Source organism: Pseudomonas sp. SIMBA_041 (genome assembly GCF_046535095.1).
Classification (GTDB): domain Bacteria; phylum Pseudomonadota; class Gammaproteobacteria; order Pseudomonadales; family Pseudomonadaceae; genus Aquipseudomonas; species Aquipseudomonas mucoides.
Map to the genome: position 1 here is coordinate 12,885 of NZ_JAWRXJ010000010.1, position 23,687 is coordinate 36,571.

Consider the following 23,687-nt stretch of genomic DNA (forward strand, 5'->3'; position numbering starts at 1 on the left):
CTCCAAAAACAGCGTCACAACCAATTCGCGGCACACGCCTCATCGCAAGGCGACTGTCTCGCCTTGGCTCCCAAGATAGCTCTAACTATAAAAAGCAAACATCCGGAGACCCACATGAACGCATCGCTCACGCCCGACCAAACCACAGTCCAAACGGTAAAGCTGTTGATCGACGGCCAATGGGTCGAGTCCAAGTCCACCGAATGGCACGACATCGTCAACCCGGCGACCCAGCAAGTGCTGGCCAAGGTGCCGTTTGCGACCTCCGAAGAAGTCGACGCCGCGATCAGTGCTGCCCATCGCGCCTTCCAGACCTGGAAGCTGACGCCGATCGGCGCGCGGATGCGCATCATGCTCAAGCTCCAGGCGCTGATTCGTGAACACTCTAAACGCATCGCCGTGGTCCTCAGCGCCGAGCAAGGTAAAACCATCGCCGACGCTGAAGGCGACATTTTCCGTGGACTGGAAGTGGTCGAGCACGCGTGCTCCATTGGCAGCCTGCAAATGGGTGAATTCGCCGAGAACGTCGCGAGCGGTGTCGACACCTACACCCTGCGTCAGCCAATCGGCGTGTGCGCCGGCATCACCCCGTTCAACTTTCCGGCGATGATTCCACTGTGGATGTTCCCGATGGCCATCGCCTGCGGGAACACCTTCGTGCTCAAACCGTCCGAACAGGACCCGATGTCGACCATGCTCCTGGTGGAACTGGCCATCGAAGCTGGCGTTCCGGCGGGCGTGCTTAACGTCGTGCATGGCGGCAAGGATGTGGTGGATGCGCTGTGTACGCACAAAGACATCAAGGCGGTTTCCTTCGTCGGTTCGACCGCCGTCGGTACGCACGTCTACGACCTGGCTGGCAAGCACGGCAAGCGCGTGCAATCGATGATGGGCGCGAAGAACCACGCCGTGGTGCTGCCGGATGCCAATCGCGAGCAAGCGCTGAATGCCCTGGTCGGCGCCGGTTTTGGTGCGGCGGGTCAACGCTGCATGGCCACCTCCGTGGTGGTGTTGGTGGGCGCGGCCAAACAGTGGTTGCCGGACCTGAAAGCGCTGGCGCAGAAACTGACGGTGAATGCCGGCAGCGAGCCAGGCACTGACGTCGGCCCGGTGATCTCGAAAAAAGCCAAACAGCGCATTCTCGATCTGATCGAAAGCGGCATCAAGGAAGGCGCCAAACTGGAACTGGACGGCCGCGAGATCACGGTTCCAGGTTACGAGAAGGGCAACTTTGTCGGCCCGACCCTGTTCTCCGGCGTGACCACCGACATGCAGATCTACACCCAGGAAATCTTCGGCCCGGTGCTGGTGGTACTGGAAGTGAATACGCTCGACGAGGCCATTGCCCTGGTCAATGCCAACCCGTTCGGTAACGGCACAGGCCTGTTCACTCAGAGCGGTGCGGCAGCACGTAAATTCCAGAACGAAATCGACGTCGGCCAGGTCGGTATCAACATCCCGATTCCGGTACCGGTGCCGTTCTTCAGCTTCACCGGTTCGCGCGGTTCCAAGCTGGGCGACCTCGGCCCGTATGGCAAGCAAGTGGTGCAGTTCTACACTCAGACCAAGACCGTCACCAGTCGCTGGTTCGATGACGACAGCGTCAACGACGGTGTGAACACCACCATCAACTTGCGTTAAGGAGCCGGACATGAAAATCGCTTTTATCGGTCTCGGCAACATGGGCGCCCCGATGGCGCGCAACCTGATCAAGGCCGGCCACGCGCTGCGCCTGGTCGACCTGAACAAAACCGTGCTGGCGGAGCTGGAGCAACTGGGCGGTAGCATCAGCCCTTCCGCCCGTGAGGCGGCGCAAGGTGCAGAACTGGTGATCACCATGCTCCCGGCCGCTGTGCATGTGCGCAGCGTCTGGCTGGGCGAGGACGGCGTTCTCGCCGGGATCGGCCAAGGTGTACCGGCCGTGGATTGCAGCACCATTGATCCACAGACCGCACGCGATGTGGCCGCCGCCGCTGCCAAGCAAGGCGTGGCCATGGCCGATGCACCGGTGTCCGGCGGCACCGGTGGCGCCGCGGCCGGGACGCTGACCTTCATGGTCGGCGCCACTCCGGAACTGTTCGCTACCCTGCAACCGGTACTGGCGCAGATGGGCCGCAACATCGTCCATTGCGGCGAAGTCGGCACTGGGCAAATCGCCAAGATCTGCAACAACCTGCTGCTGGCGATCTCCATGGTCGGCGTCAGCGAAGCCATGGCGCTGGGCGATGCCCTGGGGATCGACACGACCGTGCTCGCCGGGATCATCAACAGTTCCACCGGACGTTGCTGGAGTTCGGAGATGTACAACCCGTGGCCAGGCATCGTCGAAACAGCGCCGGCCTCGCGCGGTTACACCGGCGGCTTTGGTGCAGAACTGATGCTCAAGGATTTGGGGCTGGCCACGGAAGCGGCCCGTCAGGCGCATCAACCGGTGGTGCTCGGCGCAGTGGCCCAGCAGTTGTATCAGGCGATGAGCCAGCGCGGGGAAGGTGGGAAAGACTTCTCGGCGATCATCAACAGCTATCGCAAACCGCAGTAAAAGAGCGGCTGCGATCAGAGGGGCTTGAAGTCGAAAACCTGTGGGAGCGAGCAAGCTCGCTCCCACAGTGATTGCATTTACATAAAGATATTTACCGGGAGATCACGTCGGGTGATCCCCCGGTTTTTTTGCATCAGGCAAACACGAAATACTTGCGCACGGTTTCAACCACTTCCCACGTGCCTTTCATTCCTGGCTCAATGACGAAAATATCACCGGCGCGCAGATGGATTGGCTCTTTGCCTTCCGGGGTGATGATGCAATACCCCTCACGGAAATCGCAGTATTCCCACTTCACGTATTCGACGTACCACTTGCCCGGCGTGCAGATCCAGGTGCCCATGATCTTGCTGCCGTCTTCGCTGGTGTAGGCGTTGAGGTTGACGGTGTGCGGGTCACCTTCGAGTTTTTCCCATTTGCAGGCGTCAAGCACCGGCAGTGGATGAGTATCGCGAAGGACGGTAATCGGTGCGGTCATGATGACTCCGGGCAGTGGCTTCAAGAACTGAAGTGGCACCCTATAGCCCCGATGTACCGGTCAGTTGTCTGAACTCGACATCCAGGTGTCCAGAAACGCGCAACGCCTCAAAGACTTTCCAAAGGGCAATCGGCCCGGGATTGTTCCAGGCTGGCTTCGAACTCAATCAATTGGGCGTGCTGGCGCGACAGTACGGTCATTCGCTCGCTGATCTCGCGCTTCTTGGCATCGATGGCCTGATGCGCCAGTGCCCACGGCATTGCCTGACCCTGATGGCCGGCGAAGATCGCCTGCAACTCCTTGAGCCTGAAACCCAGTTGCTGGGCGCACTTGATGAAAATCAGCAGGTCGACACTTTGCTGGTCATAGACGCGGTATTTCCCCAAGCGCTGGGCCGCAGGCAGCAGGCCGATCGACTCGTAATGACGGATGCTTTTGATCGTGGTGCCGGAGCGTTGCGCGGCTTGGCCGATGTACATGAAAAGTCCTTTTTACCGTGGTACAGCCCCGCGCATTATCGGCAGACTCAGCGGCTGGCGATAGCCTGGGCTTGCAGCAACCAGGCTTCACGCTGATCAGCGCTGGCGCCGAGAATCGGGCCGAACGTGAGTGTGCGCCTGGGTTTGATGCCGCAGAAGGCGAGAGTGGTTTCGCGGACCTGATGCAGTCCGGGCATGTGATACACCCAGCGGTAATACCAGGGTGGCGTGTCCATGGTCACCAATAAATGCGCGCTGCGACCGCGCAACAATTTATCGGGAAAGGCTTTGCCCTCACGGTATTTAAAAGCGAAACCGGGCAGGAACACGCGATCAAAAAAGCCCTTGAGCAAGGCCGGAATCCCGCCCCACCAGATCGGATACACCAGCGTCAGATGCTCGGCCCACAGGATGTCGGCCTGTGCCTGACGCAAGTCGGCTTCCAGAGGTTGAACCTGTTGATAGCCTTCACGCAGCACCGGATCGAAGTCCATCCTGCCGAGAAACAATTGGCGGACTTGATGCCCGGCGCGCAACGCCGACTGTGCATAGCGCTCGGCGAGTGCTGCGCAGAAGCTGTTGCTGGAAGGATGACCGAGAATCACCAGAATTCGCTTGCCCATCGACTCTGTCCTTGAAGATCAAACCTCAAGGGTAAAGTCTGCCCCTCAGGGGAGAGTCAAGGCTTGCAGCAGGGCTCTGGCATAACCGGGCAGCGCGGCAAAGTCCCGGGCACAGAGCAGGAGTTTGCGTTGGGCCCAGGGTTCTTGCAGCGCGATGCTCTGGAACGATGGTTCGCCGGTCCAGCGCTGGACAGCCGCCTGCGGCACGATCGCCAACCCCGCGCCCCGGGCGACCATGCGCATGACGCCATCAAAACCGTCGGCGCGGATGCGGATTTTCAGGCGTGAACCGATGTGCAGCGCCTGTTCTTCGAGGTACACGGCCAGGGCGCTGCTGGCGTTCAGGCCGACATAATCGTGGTGCAAGGTGTCGCTGAAACTCAGGGATTCGGTGTCGGCCAGCGGATGATCGCGGGGCAGGATCAACACCAGGGGATCGTCACGAAAGGCGCGGGTCTGCAGGTCATCGGTGTCTACAGCGTCAGACACGATGCCCAGGTCTGCCGCACCTTGGCGCAAGGCGTGGGTGATGCGTGCGCTGGGCAATTCCTGAAGGTCGATGTCGAGATTCGGATGCTCACGCAGGAAGTCGGCGAGCAACTCCGGCAGGTGCTCGGTGATTGCCGTGGTGTTGCACAGCAGGCGCACCTGACCTTTGACGCCTTTTGCGTATTCGGCCAGGTCCTGTTGCATGCGCTCGGCTTGTTGCAGCAGGGATCGGGCGTGTTTTGCCAAGGCTTTGCCGGCCGGAGTCGGCGTGACGCCGCGACGCCCGCGTTCCAGAAATTCGATGCCGAGCGAAGCCTCCATGGCGCGGATTCTCGCGCTCGCCGCCGCCAGGGACAAATGACTGCGCGCGGCGCCGGCGGTGATGTTGCCGCTGTCGAGGATGTTCAGGTAGAGGCGCAGGTCGGTCAGGTCGTAGTGCATTGGCAATCTCTGGATGTGTGTTGTCTGGAAAGCCGCCATCGCGAGCAAACTCGCTCCCACAGTGGACCGCGTCGGTGCGAACAACGCGGTCACCTGGAGTGAGCCTGCTCGCGATAGCGCTTTGCAACACGACGAAACTTTCAGCCTTTTGCTAAACAAGAGGCATCCTCAGTATATGGCAGATTTTCACGCGGCAAATCCAGGCTCAGGATAACCCCATGAATACACTCGCCGCGTTCTATCAAAACCTCGGATTGGCCTTGTCCTTACTGGTCATCGCCACCTTCCTCCTGGCCGGCATGATCAAAGGCATCATCGGTCTGGGCTTGCCAACCATCGCCATGGGCCTGCTCGGTCTGGCTATGGCCCCGTCGCAGGCAGCCGCGCTATTGATCATCCCCGCAACGCTCACCAATGTCTGGCAACTGGCATTCGGTGGGCACCTGCGCGGCTTGATCAAGCGGTTATGGCCGATGCTGCTGGCGATCTTCCTTGGCACGGGCGCCGGCACATTGTGGATTGGCATGGCGGGAGGGCATTGGGTCGTGCGGGCGTTGGGTGCGGCGTTGTTGTTCTACGCATTGAGCGGGTTGTTCCTGCCGGCCTTGCGTGTCGGCGGTCACGCTGAGCGTTGGGTCGGTCCGCTGTGCGGCGTGCTGACAGGCATCATCACCTCGGCCACCGGCGTCTTCGTGATTCCGGCGGTGCCTTATCTGCAAGCGCTCGGTTTGAGCAAGGACGAACTCGTGCAGGCGCTGGGCTTGTCGTTCACCGTGTCGACCTTGGCGCTGGCGGCTGGCTTGTGGTGGCGCGACGCGCTGGGCGGTGGCGAATTGAGCGCGTCATTGCTGGCGCTGATCCCCGCGGTGCTCGGCTTGTTACTCGGCCAATGGTTGCGTCAGCGGATCAGCGCGGTGCTGTTCAAGCGAGTGTTCTTCATCGGCCTCGGCGTGCTAGGCGGCCATTTGCTGATCAGCGGGTAGCGGACGACGGGCTGAGCATGTCGATGTCACGGATCTCGAAATCCCGTTCCAGGAATTCATCGCGGTGCTCAAGGAACTGCTTCATGTGCGGCAGGTTCGAGTGCACGTCCAGGTGAGCCTGGGATTGCCAGATCTCGTAGAAGATAAACAGCGTCGGGTCCTGTTTGTCGCGCAGCATGTGATATTCGATGCAGCCGGGCTCGGCGCGACTGGCTTCCACATAGCCGCGGAAAAACGCTTCAAAGGCATCGGATTTTTCCGGGCGGGTCTTGGCGTGCAGGATGAAGCCTTGCATTTCACTCATCAGAAATTCCCTCAAGTTAAGAATCGGCGCAAGTCTATGGCAACAATCGCCTACTGATTCGTGCGTATTGGTCAAAAGGGTTTTGTGCATTCGGGGCTTATTCCGCGCGAGCCTCGCCGCTAACCTGCCGCCATCCAATTTCTGACCTTCCGAGATTTCTCATGAAAAAAGTCCTGTTGCTCAATGGCGGAAAAAAATTCGCCCACTCTGATGGCCGCTACAACACCACCCTGCATGAAACGGCGCTGAGCGTGCTGGATCGTGGCGGCGTGGACGTGAAAGCCACCTTCATCGACGAGGGCTACGACGTCGCCGAAGAAGTCGCCAAATTTCTCTGGGCCGACGTGATCATTTATCAAATGCCAGGCTGGTGGATGGGCGCGCCGTGGACCGTGAAAAAGTACATCGATGAAGTCTTCACCGAAGGCCATGGCAGTCTCTACGCCAGTGATGGCCGCACCCGTTCCGATGCGTCGCAGAAGTACGGCAGCGGCGGTTTGGTGCAGGGCAAGCAATACATGCTGTCGTTGACCTGGAATGCACCGCAGCAAGCCTTTGACGACCCGACCGACTTCTTTGAAGCCAAGGGCGTGGACGCGGTGTACTTCCCGTTTCATAAGGCCAACGAGTTCCTCGGCATGACCGGCCTGCCGACCTTCCTGTGCGTCGACGTGATGAAACGCCCGAACATCGAAGCTGATGTCGCACGCTATGAACAGCATTTGACCGAGGTGTTTGGCCTCAAGGCTTGAGGTTCCTTTTGCCCCGCATCCAGCTACTATCAAGCCAGTTTTGAATGAGGGGCCTTTGTGAAAGCCAGATCCGATGAATTGCAGATTTTCGTCTGCGTGATTGAATGCGGGTCGATTTCCGCTGCCGCCGAACAGGTCGGGCAAACGCCTTCGGCGGTCAGTCGCACGCTGTCGCGGCTGGAGGCCAAACTCGATACCACGCTGATCAACCGCACCACACGACGCATGGACCTGACCGAAGAGGGCAAGTACTTCTTCGAGCACGCCAAGCGGATTCTCGATCAGATGGACGAGCTCGAAGAACGCCTCAACTCACGCCAGCAAACCCCGTCCGGGCGGCTGAGGATTAACGCGGCGTCACCGTTCATGCTGCACGCCATCGTGCCGTACATCGACGAATTCCGCCGTCTCTACCCGGACATCCAGCTCGAACTCAACAGCAACGATCTGATCATCGACCTGCTCGAGCAAAGCACCGACATCGCGATCCGCATCGGCACGTTGGCCGACTCGACCTTGCACGCTCGCTCGCTGGGGTGCAGTCCACTGCACATCGTCGCCAGCCCGGCCTACCTCGAGCAACACGGCGCGCCGCAGGCAGTGGCGGACTTGAGTAAGCATGCGTTGTTGGGGTTTACCCAGAACGAAGGTCTCAACCAATGGCCGTTGCGTTACGTGCATGGAGATCGCTGGCCAATCGAGGCGTCGATCAGTGCCTCCAGCGGCGAGACGATCCGCCACCTGGCGCTGGAAGGCCAGGGCATTGCCTGCCTGTCGCACTACATGACCATCGAAGATATTCGCGCCGGCCGTTTGCAGGTGCTGCTGGCGGACTTCAACAGCGGCTATCGCCAGCCAATCAACGCGGTGTACTACCGCAACTCGCAACTGGCCCTGCGCATTCAGTGCTTCCTCGACTTTATTCAGGGCAAGTTGGCGTTGTATGCGAACTCGGATTTCAAAGGCTGATTCGTGATTCCTGCGCAAGAGTGAATTGGGTCAGAGGGGATTTTTCGTCAGAGATCACTCCTCGATACTCGTCGCATCACTTATTCACGCAGGGAGTTTCTCCATGAACGTATTCGTCACCGGCGCTGCAGGTTTCATCGGCGGCTCCATCGCCACCGGTCTGATCCGCGCGGGCCACAAGGTCACCGGCCTGGTGCGTAGCGAAGCCCAAGCCAATGAGTTGAGCGCGCTGGGCATCACCCCGGTAATCGGCACGCTGGACGACAGCGCACTGCTCGCCGAACAGGCCCGTGCGGCCGACGCCGTGATCAACGCCGCCAGCAGCGACCATCGCGGCGCGGTGCAAGCGTTGCTCGACGCCTTGCGCGGTTCCAACAAAGTATTCCTGCACACCAGCGGTTCGAGCATCGTCGGCGATGCCTCGGGCGGTCACGCCAGCGACGTCATCTACGTCGAAGACAAACTGCCGGAACCGACCGTCGACAAGGCCGCCCGCGTGGCCATCGACAACCTGATCCTCGCCGCCGCGAACGATGGCGTGAACTCGGCGGTGATCTGCAACACGCTGATTTATGGCCATAGCCTGGGCGTCAATCGTGACAGCGTGCAATTGCCGCGCTTGCTCAAGCAGGCGCGTAAAAGTGGCGTGGTCCGGCATGTCGGCCCGGGTCAGAACATCTGGTCCAACGTGCACATCGAAGACGTGGTGTCCCTGTACCTGCTGGCACTGACCAAAAATGTGCCGGGCACGTTCTACTTCGTTGAAAGCGGTGAGGCGTCGTTCATCGACATGACCACCGCGATTGCCCACGCGCTGGAGCTGGGCGCGCCGCAAGACTGGCCGCTGAAAGACGCCGAGGCCGAGTGGGGGTATGAAATGGCCAACTATGGCTTGGGTTCGAACAGTCGAGTGCGCGGGAAAAAGGCGCGTGAGTTGCTGGGCTGGGCGCCGAAGCGGGTGTCGGTGATTGAGTGGATTCGGGACGAGATGGTTTGAGTTCGCTCTAAATCGTGTCGCGGCCATCGCGGGCAAGCCATGCTCCCACAGGGTATTTGTGAACGACGCAAATCCCCTGTAGGAGCATGGCTTGCCCGCGATGGCATTTGCGAAGGCCCAACAACTGGCCGGGCTGCCCGCAATTCCGTACCATCCGCGCACTTTCTTCTCGTCACTCCCTGCGTGCGATTCCCTCATGAAACCAAAACGTCTACGCGCCGATGTCCTGGCCGGGCTCACGACCTCTTTCGCCCTGCTGCCCGAATGCATCGCCTTCGCGCTGGTGGCTCACCTCAATCCGCTGATGGGTCTTTACGGGGCGTTCATCATTTGCACCCTGACCGCGCTGTTCGGCGGTCGGCCGGGCATGGTGTCCGGGGCTGCAGGTTCGATGGCGGTAGTGATCGTCGCGCTGGTGGTGCAGCACGGTGTGCAGTATTTGCTGGCCACCGTGTTGCTCGGCGGGTTGATCATGCTGGCGTTCGGGTTGCTGAAACTGGGCAAACTGGTGCGCATGGTCCCGCACCCGGTGATGCTCGGTTTCGTCAACGGCCTGGCGATCATCATCGCCCTGGCGCAGTTGGAGCATTTCAAAAGCGGTGACACCTGGCTCAGTGGTACGCCGCTGTACATGATGACGGGGCTGGTGGCCGTGACCATGGCCATCGTTTACCTGCTGCCGCGCCTCACGCGTGCGGTGCCGCCGGCACTGGTGGCGATTCTCGGTGTGGGGCTGGCGGTGTATCTGCTGGGCTTGCCGACCCGTACGCTGGGCGACATGGCGCACATTGCCGGGGGCTTGCCGAGCTTTGCGTTGCCAGACATTCCCTGGAGTCTGGACACCCTGCGCATCATCGCGCCCTACGCGATTTTGATGGCGCTGGTCGGCCTGCTGGAAACCCTGCTGACCTTGAACCTGACCGACGAAATTACCGAGAGCCGCGGCTTCCCGGATCGTGAGTGCGTGGCGCTGGGCGCGGCCAACATGGTCTCTGGCGTGTTCGGTGGCATGGGCGGTTGCGCGATGATCGGCCAGACCGTGATCAATCTCAGTTCCGGCGGTCGCGGTCGACTGTCCGGGGTGGTTGCCGGGGTGCTGATCCTGCTGTTCATTCTGTTTCTGTCGCCGCTGATCGAGCGCATTCCGCTGGCGGCGCTGGTCGGGGTGATGTTTGTGGTGTCACAGCAAACGTTCGCCTGGGCCTCGTTGCGGGTGGTGAACAAAGTGCCGTTGAACGACGTCCTGGTGATCATCGCGGTGACGGTGATTACGGTGTTCACCGATCTGGCCACCGCCGTGTTGTGCGGGATCATCATCGCCGCGCTCAACTTTGCCTGGCAGCAGGCCCGGCAGCTGTACGCCGACAGTCATCTGGAAAACGACGGCAGCAAACTCTACCGGGTGCATGGCACGCTGTTCTTTGCCTCGACCACCCCCTTCCTCAATCAATTCGACCCGGCCAATGATCCTGCCCACGTCACGCTGGATTGCCGGCATTTGAGCTTCGTCGATTACTCGGCCATCTCTGCGCTGGATACGTTGCGCGAACGCTACACCAAGGCCGGCAAGCACCTGCGCGTGCTGCACCTGTCGGAGCGTTGCAAGAAACTGCTGAAACGCGCCCGGGTGAATCACGACTGAGACTTCCTCGAGATCATTCCCACGCGGCGCGTGGGAACGATCAGCATGAAAATTCACCTACCTGACTTTCATATTCACCGACCTCGCATATCTCTCAGCGACAACCCTTACCCCTGTACGAAAATAACTTTCACCTCGTTTGAAAATCACCTCTCGAAATGTTTTAAGAGTTTCACAATCCATTCGACGTGACCCTTTCGAGGAGTACCGCATGACCCTGTCCTTCGGCTATTGGCTGCTGGTGTATGCCGCCATCGCCATCATTGCGCTGATCGTGCTGATCGCCCGTTACCGACTCAATCCCTTCATCGTCATCACCCTGGTGTCCATCGGCCTGGCCTTGCTGGCCGGGATGCCGGCGTCCGGCGTGGTCGGCGCTTACGAGGCGGGCGTCGGCAAAACCCTGGGGCATATCGCGCTGGTGGTGGCGCTGGGCACGATGCTCGGCAAGATGATGGCCGAGTCCGGCGGTGCCGAGCAGGTGGCGCGGACCTTGATCGACCGTTTCGGCGAGAAGAACGCGCACTGGGCGATGGTCTGCATCGCGTTCCTGGTTGGGTTGCCGCTGTTTTTCGAAGTCGGTTTTGTGTTGCTGGTGCCGATTGCCTTTACCGTGGCGCGGCGTGTCGGGGTGTCGATCCTGATGGTCGGCTTGCCGATGGTCGCCGGTCTCTCCGTGGTTCACGCCCTGGTGCCGCCGCACCCCGCGGCGATGCTGGCGGTGCAGGTGTATGGGGCGTCGGTCGGGCAGACCTTGATGTACGCGATTTTGATCGGCATTCCGACGGCAATAATTGCCGGGCCGCTGTATGCGAAATTCATCGTGCCGCGCATTCAATTGCCGGCGGAAAACCCGCTGGAGCGCCAGTTCCTCGACCGCGAACCGCGCGACAGCCTGCCGGGCTTCGGCATCACCATGGCGACTATTTTGCTGCCGGTGGTGTTGATGCTGATCGGTGGCTGGGCCAACCTGATTTCCACGCCGGGCAGCGGCTTCAACCAGTTCTTGCTGTTCATCGGCAACTCGGTGATCGCCCTGTTGCTGGCGACCTTGCTGAGCTTCTGGACCCTGGGTATTGCCCAAGGCTTCAGCCGTGAATCGATTCTAAAATTCACCAATGAATGCCTGGCACCCACGGCGAGCATCACCTTGCTGGTCGGCGCCGGCGGCGGCCTGAACCGGATTCTGGTGGACGCCGGCGTCACCGACCAGATCGTCAGCCTGGCCCACGAGTTTCACTTGTCGCCGTTGATCATGGGCTGGCTGTTCGCCGCGTTGATGCGCATTGCCACCGGCTCCGCGACAGTGGCGATGACCACGGCTTCGGGGATTGTTGCGCCGGTGGCCATCGGCCTGGGTTATCCGCACCCGGAATTGCTGGTGCTGGCAACCGGTGCCGGCTCGGTGATTTTTTCCCACGTCAACGACGGCGGCTTCTGGTTGATCAAGGAATACTTCAACATGACCGTGGCCCAGACCTTCAAGACCTGGACGGTGCTGGAGACCATTATTTCCGTGGTCGCTTTCGGCCTGACCGTGGGCCTTTCCTACCTGATTTAACCGGAGTCGCCTGCCATGGACATCCTTTATCAGATCCGCGCCCGCCAGGATTCCTTCAGCGCCGGTGAAGGGCGTATCGCTCGCCTGATGCTCGACGACGTAGGGTTTGCCTCCGCTGCCAGCCTCGATGAGCTGGCGCTGAGGGCGGAAGTCAGTACCGCCACGCTGTCGCGGTTCGCCCGCACGGTGGGCTGCCGCGACTTGCGTGACTTGCGCCTGCAACTGGCCCAGGCCAGCGGTGTCGGCAGCCGCTTTCTCGACCCGGCGGGCACCCCCGATCAGTCGGCGTTTTACGGGCAGATCGTCGGTGATATCGAGTCGACCTTGCGCCAGCATCTGTCGGCGTTCGACGAGTCGCGCTTCGCCGATGCGGTGAAGCTGCTGGGCAAGGCGCGAATGATTCACGCGTTCGGCATGGGCGGCTGCTCCACTTTGTGCAGCGATGAACTGCAGGTGCGGCTGGTGCGATTCGGCTACCCGATTGCGGTGTGCCACGACCCGGTGATGATGCGCGTCACCGCCGCCAGCCTCGATGCCGGCCGGGCCGTGATTGCCTGTTCGTTGACCGGCATTACGCCCGAACTCATTGAAGCCGTCGAACTGGCCCGCAGTTACGGCGCCCGCATTGTCGCCATCACCCGGGCCGACTCGCCGCTGGCGCAATTGGCCGACGTGCTGTTGCCGCTGCAAGGCGTCGAAACCTCGTTTATTTACAAACCCACGGCGGCGCGCTACGGCATGCTGCTGGCCATCGACGTGCTTGCCACCGAGCTGGCGCTGGCCAATCCTGAAGACAATCAAGAACGTCTGCGGCGGATCAAACTCGCCCTCGACGATTACCGCGGCGGCGACGATCACTTGCCGCTGGGAGACTGACATGCAGTACGACACGCTGATTCGCAACGCCCTGATCATCGACGGCAGCAATGCCCCCGGTTATCCCGCCGACGTGGCAATCCTGAACGGCCGCATCGAGCGCATCGGCGACTTGCACGACGCCACTGCCAGCGAAGAAATCGACGCTGCCGGTCGCGTGCTGGCGCCGGGTTTCATCGACGTCCACACCCATGACGACACGGTGGTGATCCGCCAGCCAGAGATGCTGCCCAAACTCAGCCAGGGCGTGACCACGGTGATCGTCGGCAACTGCGGAATCAGCGCTTCGCCGGTGAGTTTGAAGGGCAATCCGCCGGACCCGATGAACCTGCTCGGCACGGCCGCAGCATTTGTTTATCCGACCTTCAGCGACTACCGCGCGGCGGTCGAAGCGGCGAACACCACGCTGAACGTCGCCGCACTGGTCGGTCACACGGCGCTGCGCAACAATCACCTCGACGACCTGTTTCGTACCGCCACGCCAGACGAAATCAGTGCGATGCGCGAGCAACTGCGCGAAAGCCTGGAGGCCGGAGCATTGGGCTTATCCACAGGCCTGGCGTACGCCAGCGCCTTTTCGGCCTCCACCGAAGAAGTGATGCAACTGACCGAAGAGCTGACGGCATTCGGTGCGGTGTACACCACCCATTTGCGCAGTGAGTTCGAACCGGTGCTAGAGGCCATGGACGAGGCGTTCCAGATCGGCCGACATGCGAAATCCCCTGTGATCATTTCCCACCTCAAATGCGCGGGCGCCGGAAACTGGGGGCGCAGTCCGCAATTGCTGGCCTCCCTCGAACACGCGGCGAAAACCCATCCGGTGGGCTGCGACTGTTATCCCTATGCGGCGAGTTCTTCGACACTGGACCTCAAACAAGTCACCGATGCCCATCGCATCACCATCACCTGGTCCACCCCGCACCCTGAAATGGGCGGTCGCGACCTGATGGACATCGCCGCCGAGTGGCACCTGTCATTGCTCGACGCCGCCCGCCAATTGCAACCGGCGGGCGCGGTGTACTACGGAATGGATGAATCAGACGTACGAAGAATCCTCGCGCATCCGCTATCGATGGTCGGCTCTGACGGATTGCCGGAAGACCCGTTCCCGCATCCACGCTTGTGGGGCGCATTCCCACGGGTTCTGGGACATTTCAGTCGCGATGTCGGGTTGTTTCCGCTGCACACCGCGGTACACAAAATGACCGGGCTGTCGGCGGCGCGGTTTGGCTTGAAGGCGCGCGGAGAAATCCGTGAAGGGCATTGGGCGGATCTGGTGTTGTTCAATCCGCTGACCATTCGCGACGTGGCGGACTTCAACGATCCGCAACGAGCGGCAGAAGGGATTGACGGCGTGTGGGTCAACGGCGTGTTGAGTTACAGCGACGGGCAGGCGAACGGTAAAAGGGAAGGGCGGTTTCTGGCGCGGGAAGGGGATTTGCGGGGCGGGTTTCAGTAAGCATTTTTTGCGGACCGTCGTACTGATGGCACATTGCGATTAAAGAAAGCCACTCCCAAGCCGAAGCGCTGACATTCAGTGGATTTTGGCGTGCGTCGCCCAGGGAGTTTCATGTACCGCATTTGTTTGTTCGTTGCCGTTACGTTATTGGCGGGTTGTGTCAGCCCACAGGCACGCCGGGCGGCGGAAGCCGAGACGTTGTTCAACGGCGTTCTGTCGAAGCCTCTGGTCAGTGATTCGATCATGCGTGAAGGCGATGTCCTGAGTTTCCAGATCAGCCATTCCGGCAATGCCCAGGCGGCGGCAGGGCTGGTATTTCAAATGGAAGCTTCCTGTACATCTGATCGGGCCACCTTGCTCTATCTGGGCGGTGGCGGCCGGATGTATCCAGGTCTAAATGCTCACCAGTATTCGACGGGCAGAGCGGTTCCGGCCAACGTGCTCGGGGTGCTGAAAAGCAACCCGGATTTCATCAAGGCGTGTGCCAGTACTCCAGCCTCGGATTGGCGTGTCGTCAAAGGCAGCGGCGAGGATCAATGGGTATTGATTGATCGCAACAGCCTCAAGAAGGACGGTGCCGAACTGAGATTCTGGGCGGCCTACGATAATCCTTTGATTGGTTTTGATGCGCCCTACGACGCGCCCTATGCCCAGAAACGCGAGCGGTATGCGGTCGATTGTGGCAAGCAGACGTATCGCGTGGTGGCGGGATACGATCTGGACGCCAACAACACCGTCACAGATGGCCAGGATGCCGTTGCACTGACGGCCACGGCGATTAGCGGCAGCAACGACGACTATAACCAGCTGTTCAAATTGGCCTGCGATAAACCGGAGTCGGCAGCGCAACTTCCGAAGTTCGTTGCCCGTGCGAAGAAAACCGCGCCAGTGACCCTGGCGCCGCTTTCCCCTGCTGTCGCATCGGCCATCAAAAACCTGAACATGCCGGTTGCCGTTAAACCGCTCAGCTATGTGGAAGTGGCAGGGCAGTCGACTTACAAGGCCAAGACCACGGACATGCGTGAAGAGCGTTTTATCGGTATCGATAGCGCTTCGCAGCAGATGACCCTGCGTTTGTCAGGGACCCATTACGAGAGCGATGCAGTGTCCTTTCACGGACTGTTCGATCTGGCGAAATTGAGTCGATTCGGCGTCTCGAAGGGCCCTTCGATGAAAGACAGTTCCAGTGTCATCAACTTGAGTTTCACCGGCGACTGGCAGCATATGCCGATCAACGAGCGGTTGAACTACAACGCGACGGTCCGCAGCACCAACACACTGTTCGGCAAAGTCGAGGAGCGTCAAGACAGTAACGATTGCACCGTCATTCGCGAGCTGCCGGCCAGCGAACTCAATGTCACCTTGAGCGGTTCAGCCAAAGAGTTGACCTGCAGTAAAAAAGACGATGAGTACAAACGGCTCAATACCTACTATTACTTGTCGGATTATGGTTACTTCTTCTTTGCGCGCACTGGCAAGAACAGCTTCTACTACAGTGATCTCGCGCTCAAGACGCTGCGTTGATCCGATCATTTGAACCAGACACATGGCCCGCTGAACACGGGCCCTTCCCACTGGCGAGAACACTCCTATGAGCTTCGGCAAAACCACCCCGATCCTGCGGATTTTCGATGAACGGAAAGCGATAGAGTTCTACGTCGACTTCCTCGGCTTCAAGATCGACTGGCAGCATCGTTTCGAAGCGAACTTCCCGTTGTACTTGCAGGTGTCTCGCGGCGAATGCGTGTTGCACCTGTCCGAACACCACGGCGATGCGACGCCGGGTTCGGCCTTGCGGATCGAGACGGATGAGCTTGAGGTGTTCCAGCAACAGTTGATTGCCAAGGAATACACGTTTTCGCACCCGCAGATTCAGGCCATGCCGTGGGGCAGCCAGGACATGACCATTGCCGACCCGTTCGGTAACCGGTTGGTGTTCACCAACGCGATCAGCCTCTGAGCGCAAACGTTGTAAGCGGAACAAAGAAGCCCGCTGCCGAACCCTTTTGGTTTGGCAGCGGGCTTTTTTCGTTCGTGGAAGCAGTGATCAGTCAGTGGGCACTCATTTATCCAGCACTTGATTGACCGCCATTTCCGCCACCATCACCACTTGGGCGATACCTTGCGCGGTTTTGCGGTGCGAGCCTTCGAGCAACGCGGCGAAGTCGTTGAGCATGACGGTGGCTGAGCCCAGGGTTTCACAGGCATCGGTCAGCAAGGGTTCGGTGCCGGACGCCGGGTTGGCCATGTAGAGGCGATTGGGTTGGTAGGGCTTTGTCATGACGTGGGAGGCCGGAGGGCCCAAATAGTGATTGAGTGCGCGCTCGGCGGCTTCGTGGAGTTTCTTTGATTCCGGTGTTTCGTAGGGGGATGCCGGATCGGTGTCCGGTGGGTTTGGCGTAACTTTGAACATGGGGGACTAACCTCTAATAAGGCTGCGTCCATCTCGCTGCTAAACGAAAGGGTGGCAGCTGTGCGCAAGTTAGCAGACCGGTAGTCACCCAAACCCGGCGCACCCGAAGGTGCCATGCGCACAGCCACCATCAAGCGCAGGCAAATGCCTGACTGGATGAGACTTGTACGGCCGGGCAACTATCCGGGCTGCTAAACCCGATCACTGGGAATCAGTGACGCGATCCACGTTACCGAGCAGCCCCCAAGCGCACAAGCCGGCGGATTCTGGCGCAGTCGTAGGCAGCGGCGCAAGGATCTGTGGGTGTTGTCGCGTAACGCCGAGTGTCTTTAAACAGGTGCAATGAAAGACGTTTACTGCGCTGTTGCGACTGACGCTTTCGCGAGCAGTCACACCCGGTAAGTCTGCCGAAACTCGCCGGGCGGCATCCCGCGCCGGCTCTTGAACGTACGGTGAAACGAGCGCGGTTCGGTGAAACCCAGGTACTGAGCGATGTCCTGAATCGGCAGCGTGCTGTTGAGCAGGTAATGCTCGGCCAGTTCCTGGCGCAGGTCATCGAGGATTTGCTGGTACGAGGTGCCGGCCTGATGCAACTGGCGTTGTAGCGTGCGCACCGACACGGCGAGATGCTCGGCCACTTGCTCCTTGCGTGGCAGGCCTTCCTTGAGCAACTGACGCAGGATGCTTTTGACCCGCTGCTCCAGCGACGCGTCCTCCAGTGTGGCCATCAACCCCTGCGCATGTTCTTCCAGGGTGCGCAGCAATTGCGCATCGGCCTGGCGCAACGGCAACTGCAAATACGGCAACGGCACTATCAGCGCCGAATAAGGTTGGTCGAACAGCACCGGGCAATCGAAGAACTGCTCGTATTGCGCCAGCGTCGCCTCGGCCGGGAGTGCATGTTCCAGCCAGACGGCGGCCGGTGACATCTGTGTATCCGCGATCCAGCGCGCGTATTGCAACCAGGAACCGAGCACGTTTTCGACCAGGTGCCGGCGAATGCGCGGGCGTTGATAGCGGCAGGTCCAGATCAGGTGCACGTCGCTGTCCAGCACCTCGGCGCGGCTGACGCCCATGTCGCCCACCAGTTTCTCGAACGGCATGATGCGGCTCATGGCATCACCCAGGGTCGCGCAGTTCATGGTGATGTAACCCAGCACGCTCCAGGAGTTGGGCAACACAAAATGCGCGGCGTTGAGACCGAACAGCGGATCGCCCGAGTGTTCGCAGAAATAATCGAGCAAGCGTTCATGGGCCTCACCCGGCAACCGCAGGCTGTTGTCACTCAACTGCTGCGCCTGCAACCCGGCCGCCGCCAACGCAGGCTCGATGGCCATGCCCAGCTGTTCGGCATGACGCAGGTATTTGAGCAGCGGCGGAACGGAAGTGAAGCCCAGGGATTGCATGATCGTATTCCTTTGATCAAGGCCCGCGTGCGCGGATGAATGCGCTGAAAGGTAATTTGAAACCACGGCTAAAGTAAATGGCTGACACTTGCGCGACGTTTGACTCAATTGGCTACTCGAACTGGCCGGATGCGACCGTGACACTTTCGGGCAGCTGACTAGTATGGGGGCCTGAAATATCACCAATAAGAACCGCAAAAGGACACACGCATGCGACGCTGGAACGGCTGGGGAGATGCAACCACGGTGGTCGAACTGCCGGCACAAGGCGCGAGTTTTCTCGCCGAGCGGCTGGGAGACGGTCGAGCGCTGCCCGATGCCACGCTGGAGGCGGCATTGGCCCGCGTGCCGGCCTCGCGGTTGCAGGAACACGCCTTATACAGCGTGCAATCGCACGATCGTTTGCTGCATGCCCGGGGGCAGAGCCTGCCGGACTGGCTGGCGTTGCGTGAAGGCGCGCTGGGGAATTATCCCGACGCCGTGGCCTTTCCCGAGACGGCCGAACAGATCCGCCAATTGCTCGCGCTCGCTCATGAACAGGACGTGTGCCTGATTCCTTATGGTGGCGGCACTTCGGTGGCCGGGCACATCAATCCACCGAATTCCACGCGGCCCGTGGTCACGGTGTCCCTGGCCCGGATGAATCGCCTGCTGGACCTCGACGAACAGAGCCTGCTGGCCACCTTCGGCCCTGGCGCCAGTGGGCCGCAGGTGGAAAGTCAGTTGCGCGCCCGGGGGTATACGCTGGGGCATTTTCCGCAGTCGTGGGAGCTGTCGACCCTCGGTGGTTGGGTCGCCAGTCGCTCCAGTGGCCAACAATCGTTGCGCTACGGGCGTATCGAGCAACTGTTCGCCGGGGGGACTCTGGAAACCTTTGCCGGGCCGTTGGAAATCCCCACGTTCCCGGCCTCGGCCGCCGGGCCCGATCTGCGCGAAGTAGTGTTGGGTTGCGAGGGCCGATTCGGGATTATTTCCGAGGTCAAGGTTCGGGTCAGCGCATTGCCCGCCGATGAACGTTTCTACGGTGTGTTTCTGCCCAGCTGGACCAAGGCGCTGCAAGCCATCCGCCAGTTGGCCCAGGCGCGGGTTCCGCTGTCGATGCTGCGCTTGTCCAACGCGGTGGAAACCGAAACCCAACTGGCGTTGGCCGGTCATCCGCAGCAGATCGCCTGGCTGGAAAAATACCTGTCGCTGCGCGGTGCCGGTGAAGGCAAATGCCTGCTGACGTTCGGCGTGACCGGTAATCGCCGGCAAAATGCGCTGTCCCTGAGCCAGGCCCGCCAGCACCTCAAGGCATTCGGCGGGGTGTTTACCGGCACCTTGCTCGGCAAGAAGTGGGCGCAGAACCGTTTTCGTTTTCCCTACCTGCGCGAGAACTTGTGGAACGCCGGTTATGTGGTCGACACACTCGAAACGGCCACCGACTGGAGCAACGTCGACAACCTCCTGACCCTGATTGAAGCCAGCCTGCGCGACGCCTTGGCGGCTGAAGGTGAACGGGTGCACGTGTTCACTCACCTGTCCCACGTCTACGGTGAAGGCTCGAGCATCTACACCACCTATGTGTTTCGCCCGGCGGCGGACTATCCCGCGACCCTGGCCCGCTGGCAGGCGCTCAAGCACGCGGCCAGTCAGACCATCGTCGACAACCATGGCACCATCAGTCATCAGCACGGCGTGGGCAAGGACCACGCGCCGTACCTGCTGCGCGAGAAGGGCGTGCTGGCGATGGACACCCTGCAGGCGCTGAGCCGGCATTTTGATCCGGCCGGGCGCCTGAACCCCGGCACGTTGTTGCCGGAGTGACGGCCATGAGCCCGAACTGGAACGCCGCGTGGCGCCAGCAAATGCTGCCCACGCTGGCGGAGGAAACCTGGGACCTGATCGTCATCGGCGGCGGCATCAGCGGCGCCGGTATCCTGCGCGAAGCCGCGCGTCGTGGCTGGCGGTGCCTGCTGCTGGAGCAACGCGATTTTGCCTGGGGCACCTCCAGCCGATCCTCGAAAATGGTCCATGGCGGTTTGCGGTACATCGCCAAGGGTCAGTGGCGCCTGACCCGCGATTCGGTCCGCGAACGCCAGCGCCTGCTCGACGAAGCGCCGGGGCTGGTGGAGCCGATGAGTTTCATGATGCCGCATTACCGTGGCGGCTTTCCCGGACCGCGAGTGCTGGGAGGGTTGTTGTCGATCTATGACGCGCTGGCGGGACGGCGTAGCCATCGCTTCCATGACGCGCAACAACTGCGTTATCTGGCGCCGGGGGTAAAGGAACATGACCTGCTGGGCGGCACCTGTTTTGTCGATGCGCTGACCGATGACGCCCGTTTGGTGATGCGCGTATTGGGCGAGGCCCGGGCCGATGGCGCCGTGGTGCTTAACGGCGTGCGCGTGCAGCAATTGCTGCGTAAGGAAGGACGCGTTTGCGGGGTCCAGGTGGAAGACTGCGAAGGTGGCGCGTCACTGCAATTGCGTTGTGGTGTGCTGGCCGTGGCCACCGGTGCCTGGGCCGAGCGCTTGCGCCTGCCTGATGCCCCGCGTCAGTTGCGCCCGTTGCGTGGCAGCCATTTATTGCTGCCGGGCTGGCGCCTGCCGGTGGCGCAAGCCTTCACTTTTCTGCACGAGCGCGACCGTCGCCCGGTGTTCGTTTTTCCTTGGGAGGGCGCGACGGTCGTCGGCACCACGGACCTCGATCATCAGGGCGATCTGGACCAGAGTGCGAGTATCAGTGCCGAAGAACTCGACTATCTGCTGGCGGCCTGCACTCAACAATTTCCCCAAGCCGAAGTAGTCGCCGCGGATGTGCTGTCGACCTGGTCCGGGGTGCGCCCGGTGGTGGGCAGCCCTGCAGGTGAACCTCAAGGCAAACCCTCGAATGAAACCCGCGAGCATGTACTGTGGCAGGAGCCGGGTTGCGTGACCCTGGCCGGCGGCAAGCTGACCACCTTTCGCCCGCAGGCCATCGAAGTGCTCAAGGCCTGCGCGAGCATGCTCGACCGTCCCTTCAATGATGACGCCGCGCCGGTGTTTGCCGTGGTGCCGCCGCTGGCGATTCCAGGGCTCTGTGGCAACCAGTGGCGGCGCCTGGCCGGGCGACATGGCCGTGACCTGCCGAGGCTGGCGACACTGATCGCGGAATTGGGTCATGACAGCGTGGGCGCCACGGACACCTTGTGGGCGGAACTGGCGTTTGCCTGTGAGACGGAAATGGTGCTGCACCTGGATGACTTGCTGCTGCGTCGAACCCGTCTGGGCCTGTTGCTGCACCGCGGTGGCGAGGAATACTTTGCGGCCATCCGCCAACTCTGCCAGCCACGACTCGGTTGGGATGATGAGCGTTGGCAGCAGGAGTTACAGCGCTATCAGGCGTTATGGCAACGCCACCACGGTTTACCCAGCAGTCGCGTTGAGCACCCCTAACCCTGTAGCAGCTGGCGAGCGCAACGAGGCTGCGTTCGGTGGCAAAGCCGTCGCAAAACCACCACCCTGGTGTTTCAGAAAAACTTCGGGGGCAGGGATTGCGAGAACGTTGTTCTCGAACGCAGCCTCGCTGCGCTCGACAGCTGCTACAGGGCTACGGGCTACGGGCTACGGGCTACGGGCTACGGAAAATAAGAATTCAGGAATGTGCGCGACCCATGCCCATTGAAGAGAGCTCCATGGATAACCACCCGAACAAGCGTTACCTGTTGGCCATCGACAATGGCACCCAGAGCGTGCGCGCGTTGCTCTTCGACCTGCAGGGTAATTTGCTGGGCAAAGGCAAGGTCGAGTTGCAGGCCTATTATTCGTCTCAACCCGGTTGGGCCGAGCAGGACCCGGAGTATTACTGGGCGAAACTGGGCGAGGCCTGTCAGCAGGTGTGGCAGCAAACCGGTATCGATCGCTCACAGATTGCTGGCGTGTCCCTGACCACCCAGCGCGGCACGGTGATCAACGTCGACGCCCAAGGCAAGCCGTTGCGCCCGGCGATCCTCTGGCTCGATCAACGCCAGAGCGAAGTCGAAGGCGGGATCAAGGGGCCGTGGGGCTGGCTGTTCAAACTGGTCGGCGCGCAAGCCACCGTGGATTATTTTCGCGCCCAGGCCGAGGCCAACTGGATCGCCCGCCACCAGCCTGAAGTCTGGGCGGCGACCGACAAGTTTTTGCTGCTCTCGGGGTTTCTGACTCATCGCCTGTGCGGGCGTTTTGTCGATTCCGTGGGCTGTTGCGTTGGCTACTTGCCGTTCGATTTCAAACGTCTGAAATGGGCCGCGCCCAGCGACTGGAAATGGCAGGCGCTGGCGGTGCGGCCCGAGCAGTTGCCGAGCCTGCACAAACCCGGTGAAACCCTGGGTTTCATCACCGCTGAAGCCAGCCGTCACACGGGCATTCCAGAGGGGATTGCGCTGATCGCGGCGGGTGCCGACAAGGCCTGCGAAGTCGTCGGTTCTGGCGTCGTCGATGCAGACACGGTGTGCCTGTCCTATGGCACCACGGCGACGATCACCAGCACCCGGTCGCGCTACCTGGAAATCGTCCCGTTGATTCCGCCTTACCCGTCCGCATTGCCGGATCAATACAACTGCGAGGTGATGATTTATCGCGGCTACTGGATGGTCAGCTGGTTCAAGAACGAGTTCGGCCTGCGGGAAATGCAGCAGGCCAAAGCGCAGGGCATCGAACCCGAGCAACTCTTCGATGCGCTGGTCGACGCCGTGCCGCCGGGGTCGATGGGGTTGATGCTGCAACCCTACTGGTCGCCGGGTATCCGTGAGCCGGGGGTGGAAGCCAAGGGTGCGATGATCGGCTTTGGCGACGTGCATACCCGCGCGCACATTTACCGGGCGATCCTCGAGGGGCTGGCGTATGCCTTGCGCCAGGGCATGGAGAAGATCGAGAAACGTTCGAACATCTCGGTCAAGCGTTTGCGCGTTGCCGGTGGTGGTTCCCAGAGTGATGCGGCGATGCAGCTCACGGCGAACATTTTTGGCCTTCCGGCCGAGCGTCCGCATGTCTATGAGGCGTCCGGTCTGGGCGCGGCAATTTGCTGCGCGGTGGGGTTGGGTTTGCACGCGGATTTTCCCACGGCGATCGCGGCCATGACTCGGGTGGGGGCAGTGTTCATGCCGCAACCCGAGGCGCAGCAGATTTATGAGCGACTGTACAAAGAGGTTTACCTGCGCATGTACCGCCAGCTCAAGCCGTTGTACCAGAGCATCCGCAAAATCACGGGTTACCCCGCTTAGCCGACCACCTCAAATCCCTGTGGGAGCGAGCTTGCTCGCGATAGCGGCGCGT

22 protein-coding genes are annotated in these 23,687 nt (G+C 60.9%); 15 read left to right on the plus strand and 7 right to left on the minus strand.

Annotated elements, in window-relative coordinates; genetic code table 11:
• Window positions 1-114: 114 nt before the first annotated feature.
• Window positions 115-1,641, plus strand: coding sequence for a CoA-acylating methylmalonate-semialdehyde dehydrogenase (locus tag SB725_RS22845; protein WP_027924389.1), 1,527 nt, complete (start codon window positions 115-117; stop codon window positions 1,639-1,641).
• Between the two features lie 10 nt (window positions 1,642-1,651).
• Entirely contained in the window at window positions 1,652-2,539 is an 888-nt protein-coding gene (mmsB, locus tag SB725_RS22850) for a 3-hydroxyisobutyrate dehydrogenase (RefSeq protein WP_027924390.1), read from the plus strand.
• A 133-nt stretch (window positions 2,540-2,672) separates the two neighbouring features.
• Here mmsB and SB725_RS22855 read toward each other — a convergent pair whose 3' ends face one another.
• The 4 genes from SB725_RS22855 to SB725_RS22870 form a co-directional block, all read right to left on the minus strand.
• Window positions 2,673-3,017: a cupin domain-containing protein gene (locus SB725_RS22855; RefSeq protein WP_007946320.1), complete on the minus strand. Its 345-nt coding sequence runs from the start codon at window positions 3,015-3,017 to the stop codon at window positions 2,673-2,675.
• Window positions 3,018-3,124: 107 nt separating this feature from the next.
• Complete coding sequence (locus tag SB725_RS22860) at window positions 3,125-3,496, minus strand: MerR family transcriptional regulator (RefSeq protein ID WP_027924391.1); 372 nt, start codon at window positions 3,494-3,496, stop codon at window positions 3,125-3,127.
• Window positions 3,497-3,543: 47 nt separating this feature from the next.
• A complete protein-coding gene (locus tag SB725_RS22865) occupies window positions 3,544-4,119 on the minus strand; it encodes an NAD(P)H-dependent oxidoreductase (RefSeq protein ID WP_410922607.1) in 576 nt (191 codons plus the stop codon).
• 45 nt (window positions 4,120-4,164) lie between these two features.
• Complete coding sequence (locus SB725_RS22870; protein ID WP_410922608.1) at window positions 4,165-5,049, minus strand: LysR substrate-binding domain-containing protein; 885 nt, start codon at window positions 5,047-5,049, stop codon at window positions 4,165-4,167.
• Window positions 5,050-5,267: 218 nt separating this feature from the next.
• On the opposite strand from SB725_RS22870, the gene SB725_RS22875 reads away from it, so the two are divergent.
• A complete protein-coding gene (locus SB725_RS22875; RefSeq protein ID WP_027924394.1) occupies window positions 5,268-6,032 on the plus strand; it encodes a sulfite exporter TauE/SafE family protein in 765 nt (254 codons plus the stop codon).
• Here the strand turns inward: SB725_RS22875 and SB725_RS22880 are convergent.
• On the minus strand, window positions 6,022-6,336 hold the full coding sequence (locus tag SB725_RS22880; protein WP_027924395.1) for a putative quinol monooxygenase: 315 nt from the start codon (window positions 6,334-6,336) through the stop codon (window positions 6,022-6,024). The two genes, SB725_RS22875 and SB725_RS22880, sit on opposite strands and share 11 nt — an antisense overlap.
• A 161-nt stretch (window positions 6,337-6,497) precedes the next feature.
• On the opposite strand from SB725_RS22880, the gene SB725_RS22885 reads away from it, so the two are divergent.
• From SB725_RS22885 to SB725_RS22925, 9 genes are all read left to right on the plus strand, one after another.
• The gene (locus SB725_RS22885) at window positions 6,498-7,088 is read left to right on the plus strand and encodes an NAD(P)H-dependent oxidoreductase (protein WP_027924396.1); all 591 of its coding nucleotides are present in this window, start codon (window positions 6,498-6,500) and stop codon (window positions 7,086-7,088) included.
• Window positions 7,089-7,145: 57 nt separating this feature from the next.
• Window positions 7,146-8,057 (plus strand): LysR family transcriptional regulator, encoded by a 912-nt coding sequence (locus tag SB725_RS22890; RefSeq protein ID WP_027924397.1) that lies wholly within the window; start codon window positions 7,146-7,148, stop codon window positions 8,055-8,057.
• 103 nt (window positions 8,058-8,160) lie between these two features.
• Window positions 8,161-9,054, plus strand: coding sequence for an NAD-dependent epimerase/dehydratase family protein (locus tag SB725_RS22895; RefSeq protein WP_027924398.1), 894 nt, complete (start codon window positions 8,161-8,163; stop codon window positions 9,052-9,054).
• A 196-nt stretch (window positions 9,055-9,250) separates the two neighbouring features.
• Window positions 9,251-10,696 (plus strand): SulP family inorganic anion transporter, encoded by a 1,446-nt coding sequence (locus SB725_RS22900; RefSeq protein ID WP_027924399.1) that lies wholly within the window; start codon window positions 9,251-9,253, stop codon window positions 10,694-10,696.
• A 211-nt stretch (window positions 10,697-10,907) separates the two neighbouring features.
• Window positions 10,908-12,257, plus strand: coding sequence for a gluconate:H+ symporter (locus SB725_RS22905; RefSeq protein ID WP_027925460.1), 1,350 nt, complete (start codon window positions 10,908-10,910; stop codon window positions 12,255-12,257).
• Window positions 12,258-12,272: 15 nt separating this feature from the next.
• Window positions 12,273-13,133, plus strand: a complete 861-nt coding sequence (locus SB725_RS22910; RefSeq protein ID WP_027924401.1) for a MurR/RpiR family transcriptional regulator — start codon at window positions 12,273-12,275, stop codon at window positions 13,131-13,133.
• A gap of 1 nt (window position 13,134) precedes the next feature.
• Window positions 13,135-14,592: a D-aminoacylase gene (locus SB725_RS22915; RefSeq protein ID WP_194940852.1), complete on the plus strand. Its 1,458-nt coding sequence runs from the start codon at window positions 13,135-13,137 to the stop codon at window positions 14,590-14,592.
• A 243-nt stretch (window positions 14,593-14,835) separates the two neighbouring features.
• Window positions 14,836-16,116 carry a hypothetical protein gene (locus SB725_RS22920; protein WP_410922609.1) on the plus strand — a complete coding sequence of 427 codons (1,281 nt, stop codon included), beginning with the start codon at window positions 14,836-14,838 and terminating at the stop codon, window positions 16,114-16,116.
• A gap of 67 nt (window positions 16,117-16,183) precedes the next feature.
• A complete protein-coding gene (locus SB725_RS22925) occupies window positions 16,184-16,552 on the plus strand; it encodes a glyoxalase superfamily protein (protein ID WP_027924404.1) in 369 nt (122 codons plus the stop codon).
• A gap of 102 nt (window positions 16,553-16,654) precedes the next feature.
• On the opposite strand, the gene SB725_RS22930 is transcribed toward SB725_RS22925, so the two are convergent.
• Together SB725_RS22930 and SB725_RS22935 are read right to left on the minus strand one after the other, a co-directional pair.
• Window positions 16,655-17,005: a DUF6124 family protein gene (locus SB725_RS22930; RefSeq protein ID WP_194940851.1), complete on the minus strand. Its 351-nt coding sequence runs from the start codon at window positions 17,003-17,005 to the stop codon at window positions 16,655-16,657.
• Between the two features lie 389 nt (window positions 17,006-17,394).
• On the minus strand, window positions 17,395-18,411 hold the full coding sequence (locus SB725_RS22935) for an AraC family transcriptional regulator ligand-binding domain-containing protein (protein ID WP_410922610.1): 1,017 nt from the start codon (window positions 18,409-18,411) through the stop codon (window positions 17,395-17,397).
• 210 nt (window positions 18,412-18,621) lie between these two features.
• Here SB725_RS22935 and SB725_RS22940 point away from each other — a divergent pair, with 210 nt between their 5' ends.
• The 3 genes from SB725_RS22940 to SB725_RS22950 all read left to right on the plus strand — a co-directional run bounded on the left by SB725_RS22940 (window position 18,622) and on the right by SB725_RS22950 (window position 23,635).
• Window positions 18,622-20,217: an FAD-binding oxidoreductase gene (locus SB725_RS22940; RefSeq protein ID WP_410922611.1), complete on the plus strand. Its 1,596-nt coding sequence runs from the start codon at window positions 18,622-18,624 to the stop codon at window positions 20,215-20,217.
• A gap of 5 nt (window positions 20,218-20,222) precedes the next feature.
• Entirely contained in the window at window positions 20,223-21,827 is a 1,605-nt protein-coding gene (locus tag SB725_RS22945) for a glycerol-3-phosphate dehydrogenase/oxidase (RefSeq protein WP_410922612.1), read from the plus strand.
• Window positions 21,828-22,066: 239 nt separating this feature from the next.
• Window positions 22,067-23,635 carry an FGGY-family carbohydrate kinase gene (locus tag SB725_RS22950; protein WP_027924409.1) on the plus strand — a complete coding sequence of 523 codons (1,569 nt, stop codon included), beginning with the start codon at window positions 22,067-22,069 and terminating at the stop codon, window positions 23,633-23,635.
• Window positions 23,636-23,687 lie beyond the last annotated feature (52 nt).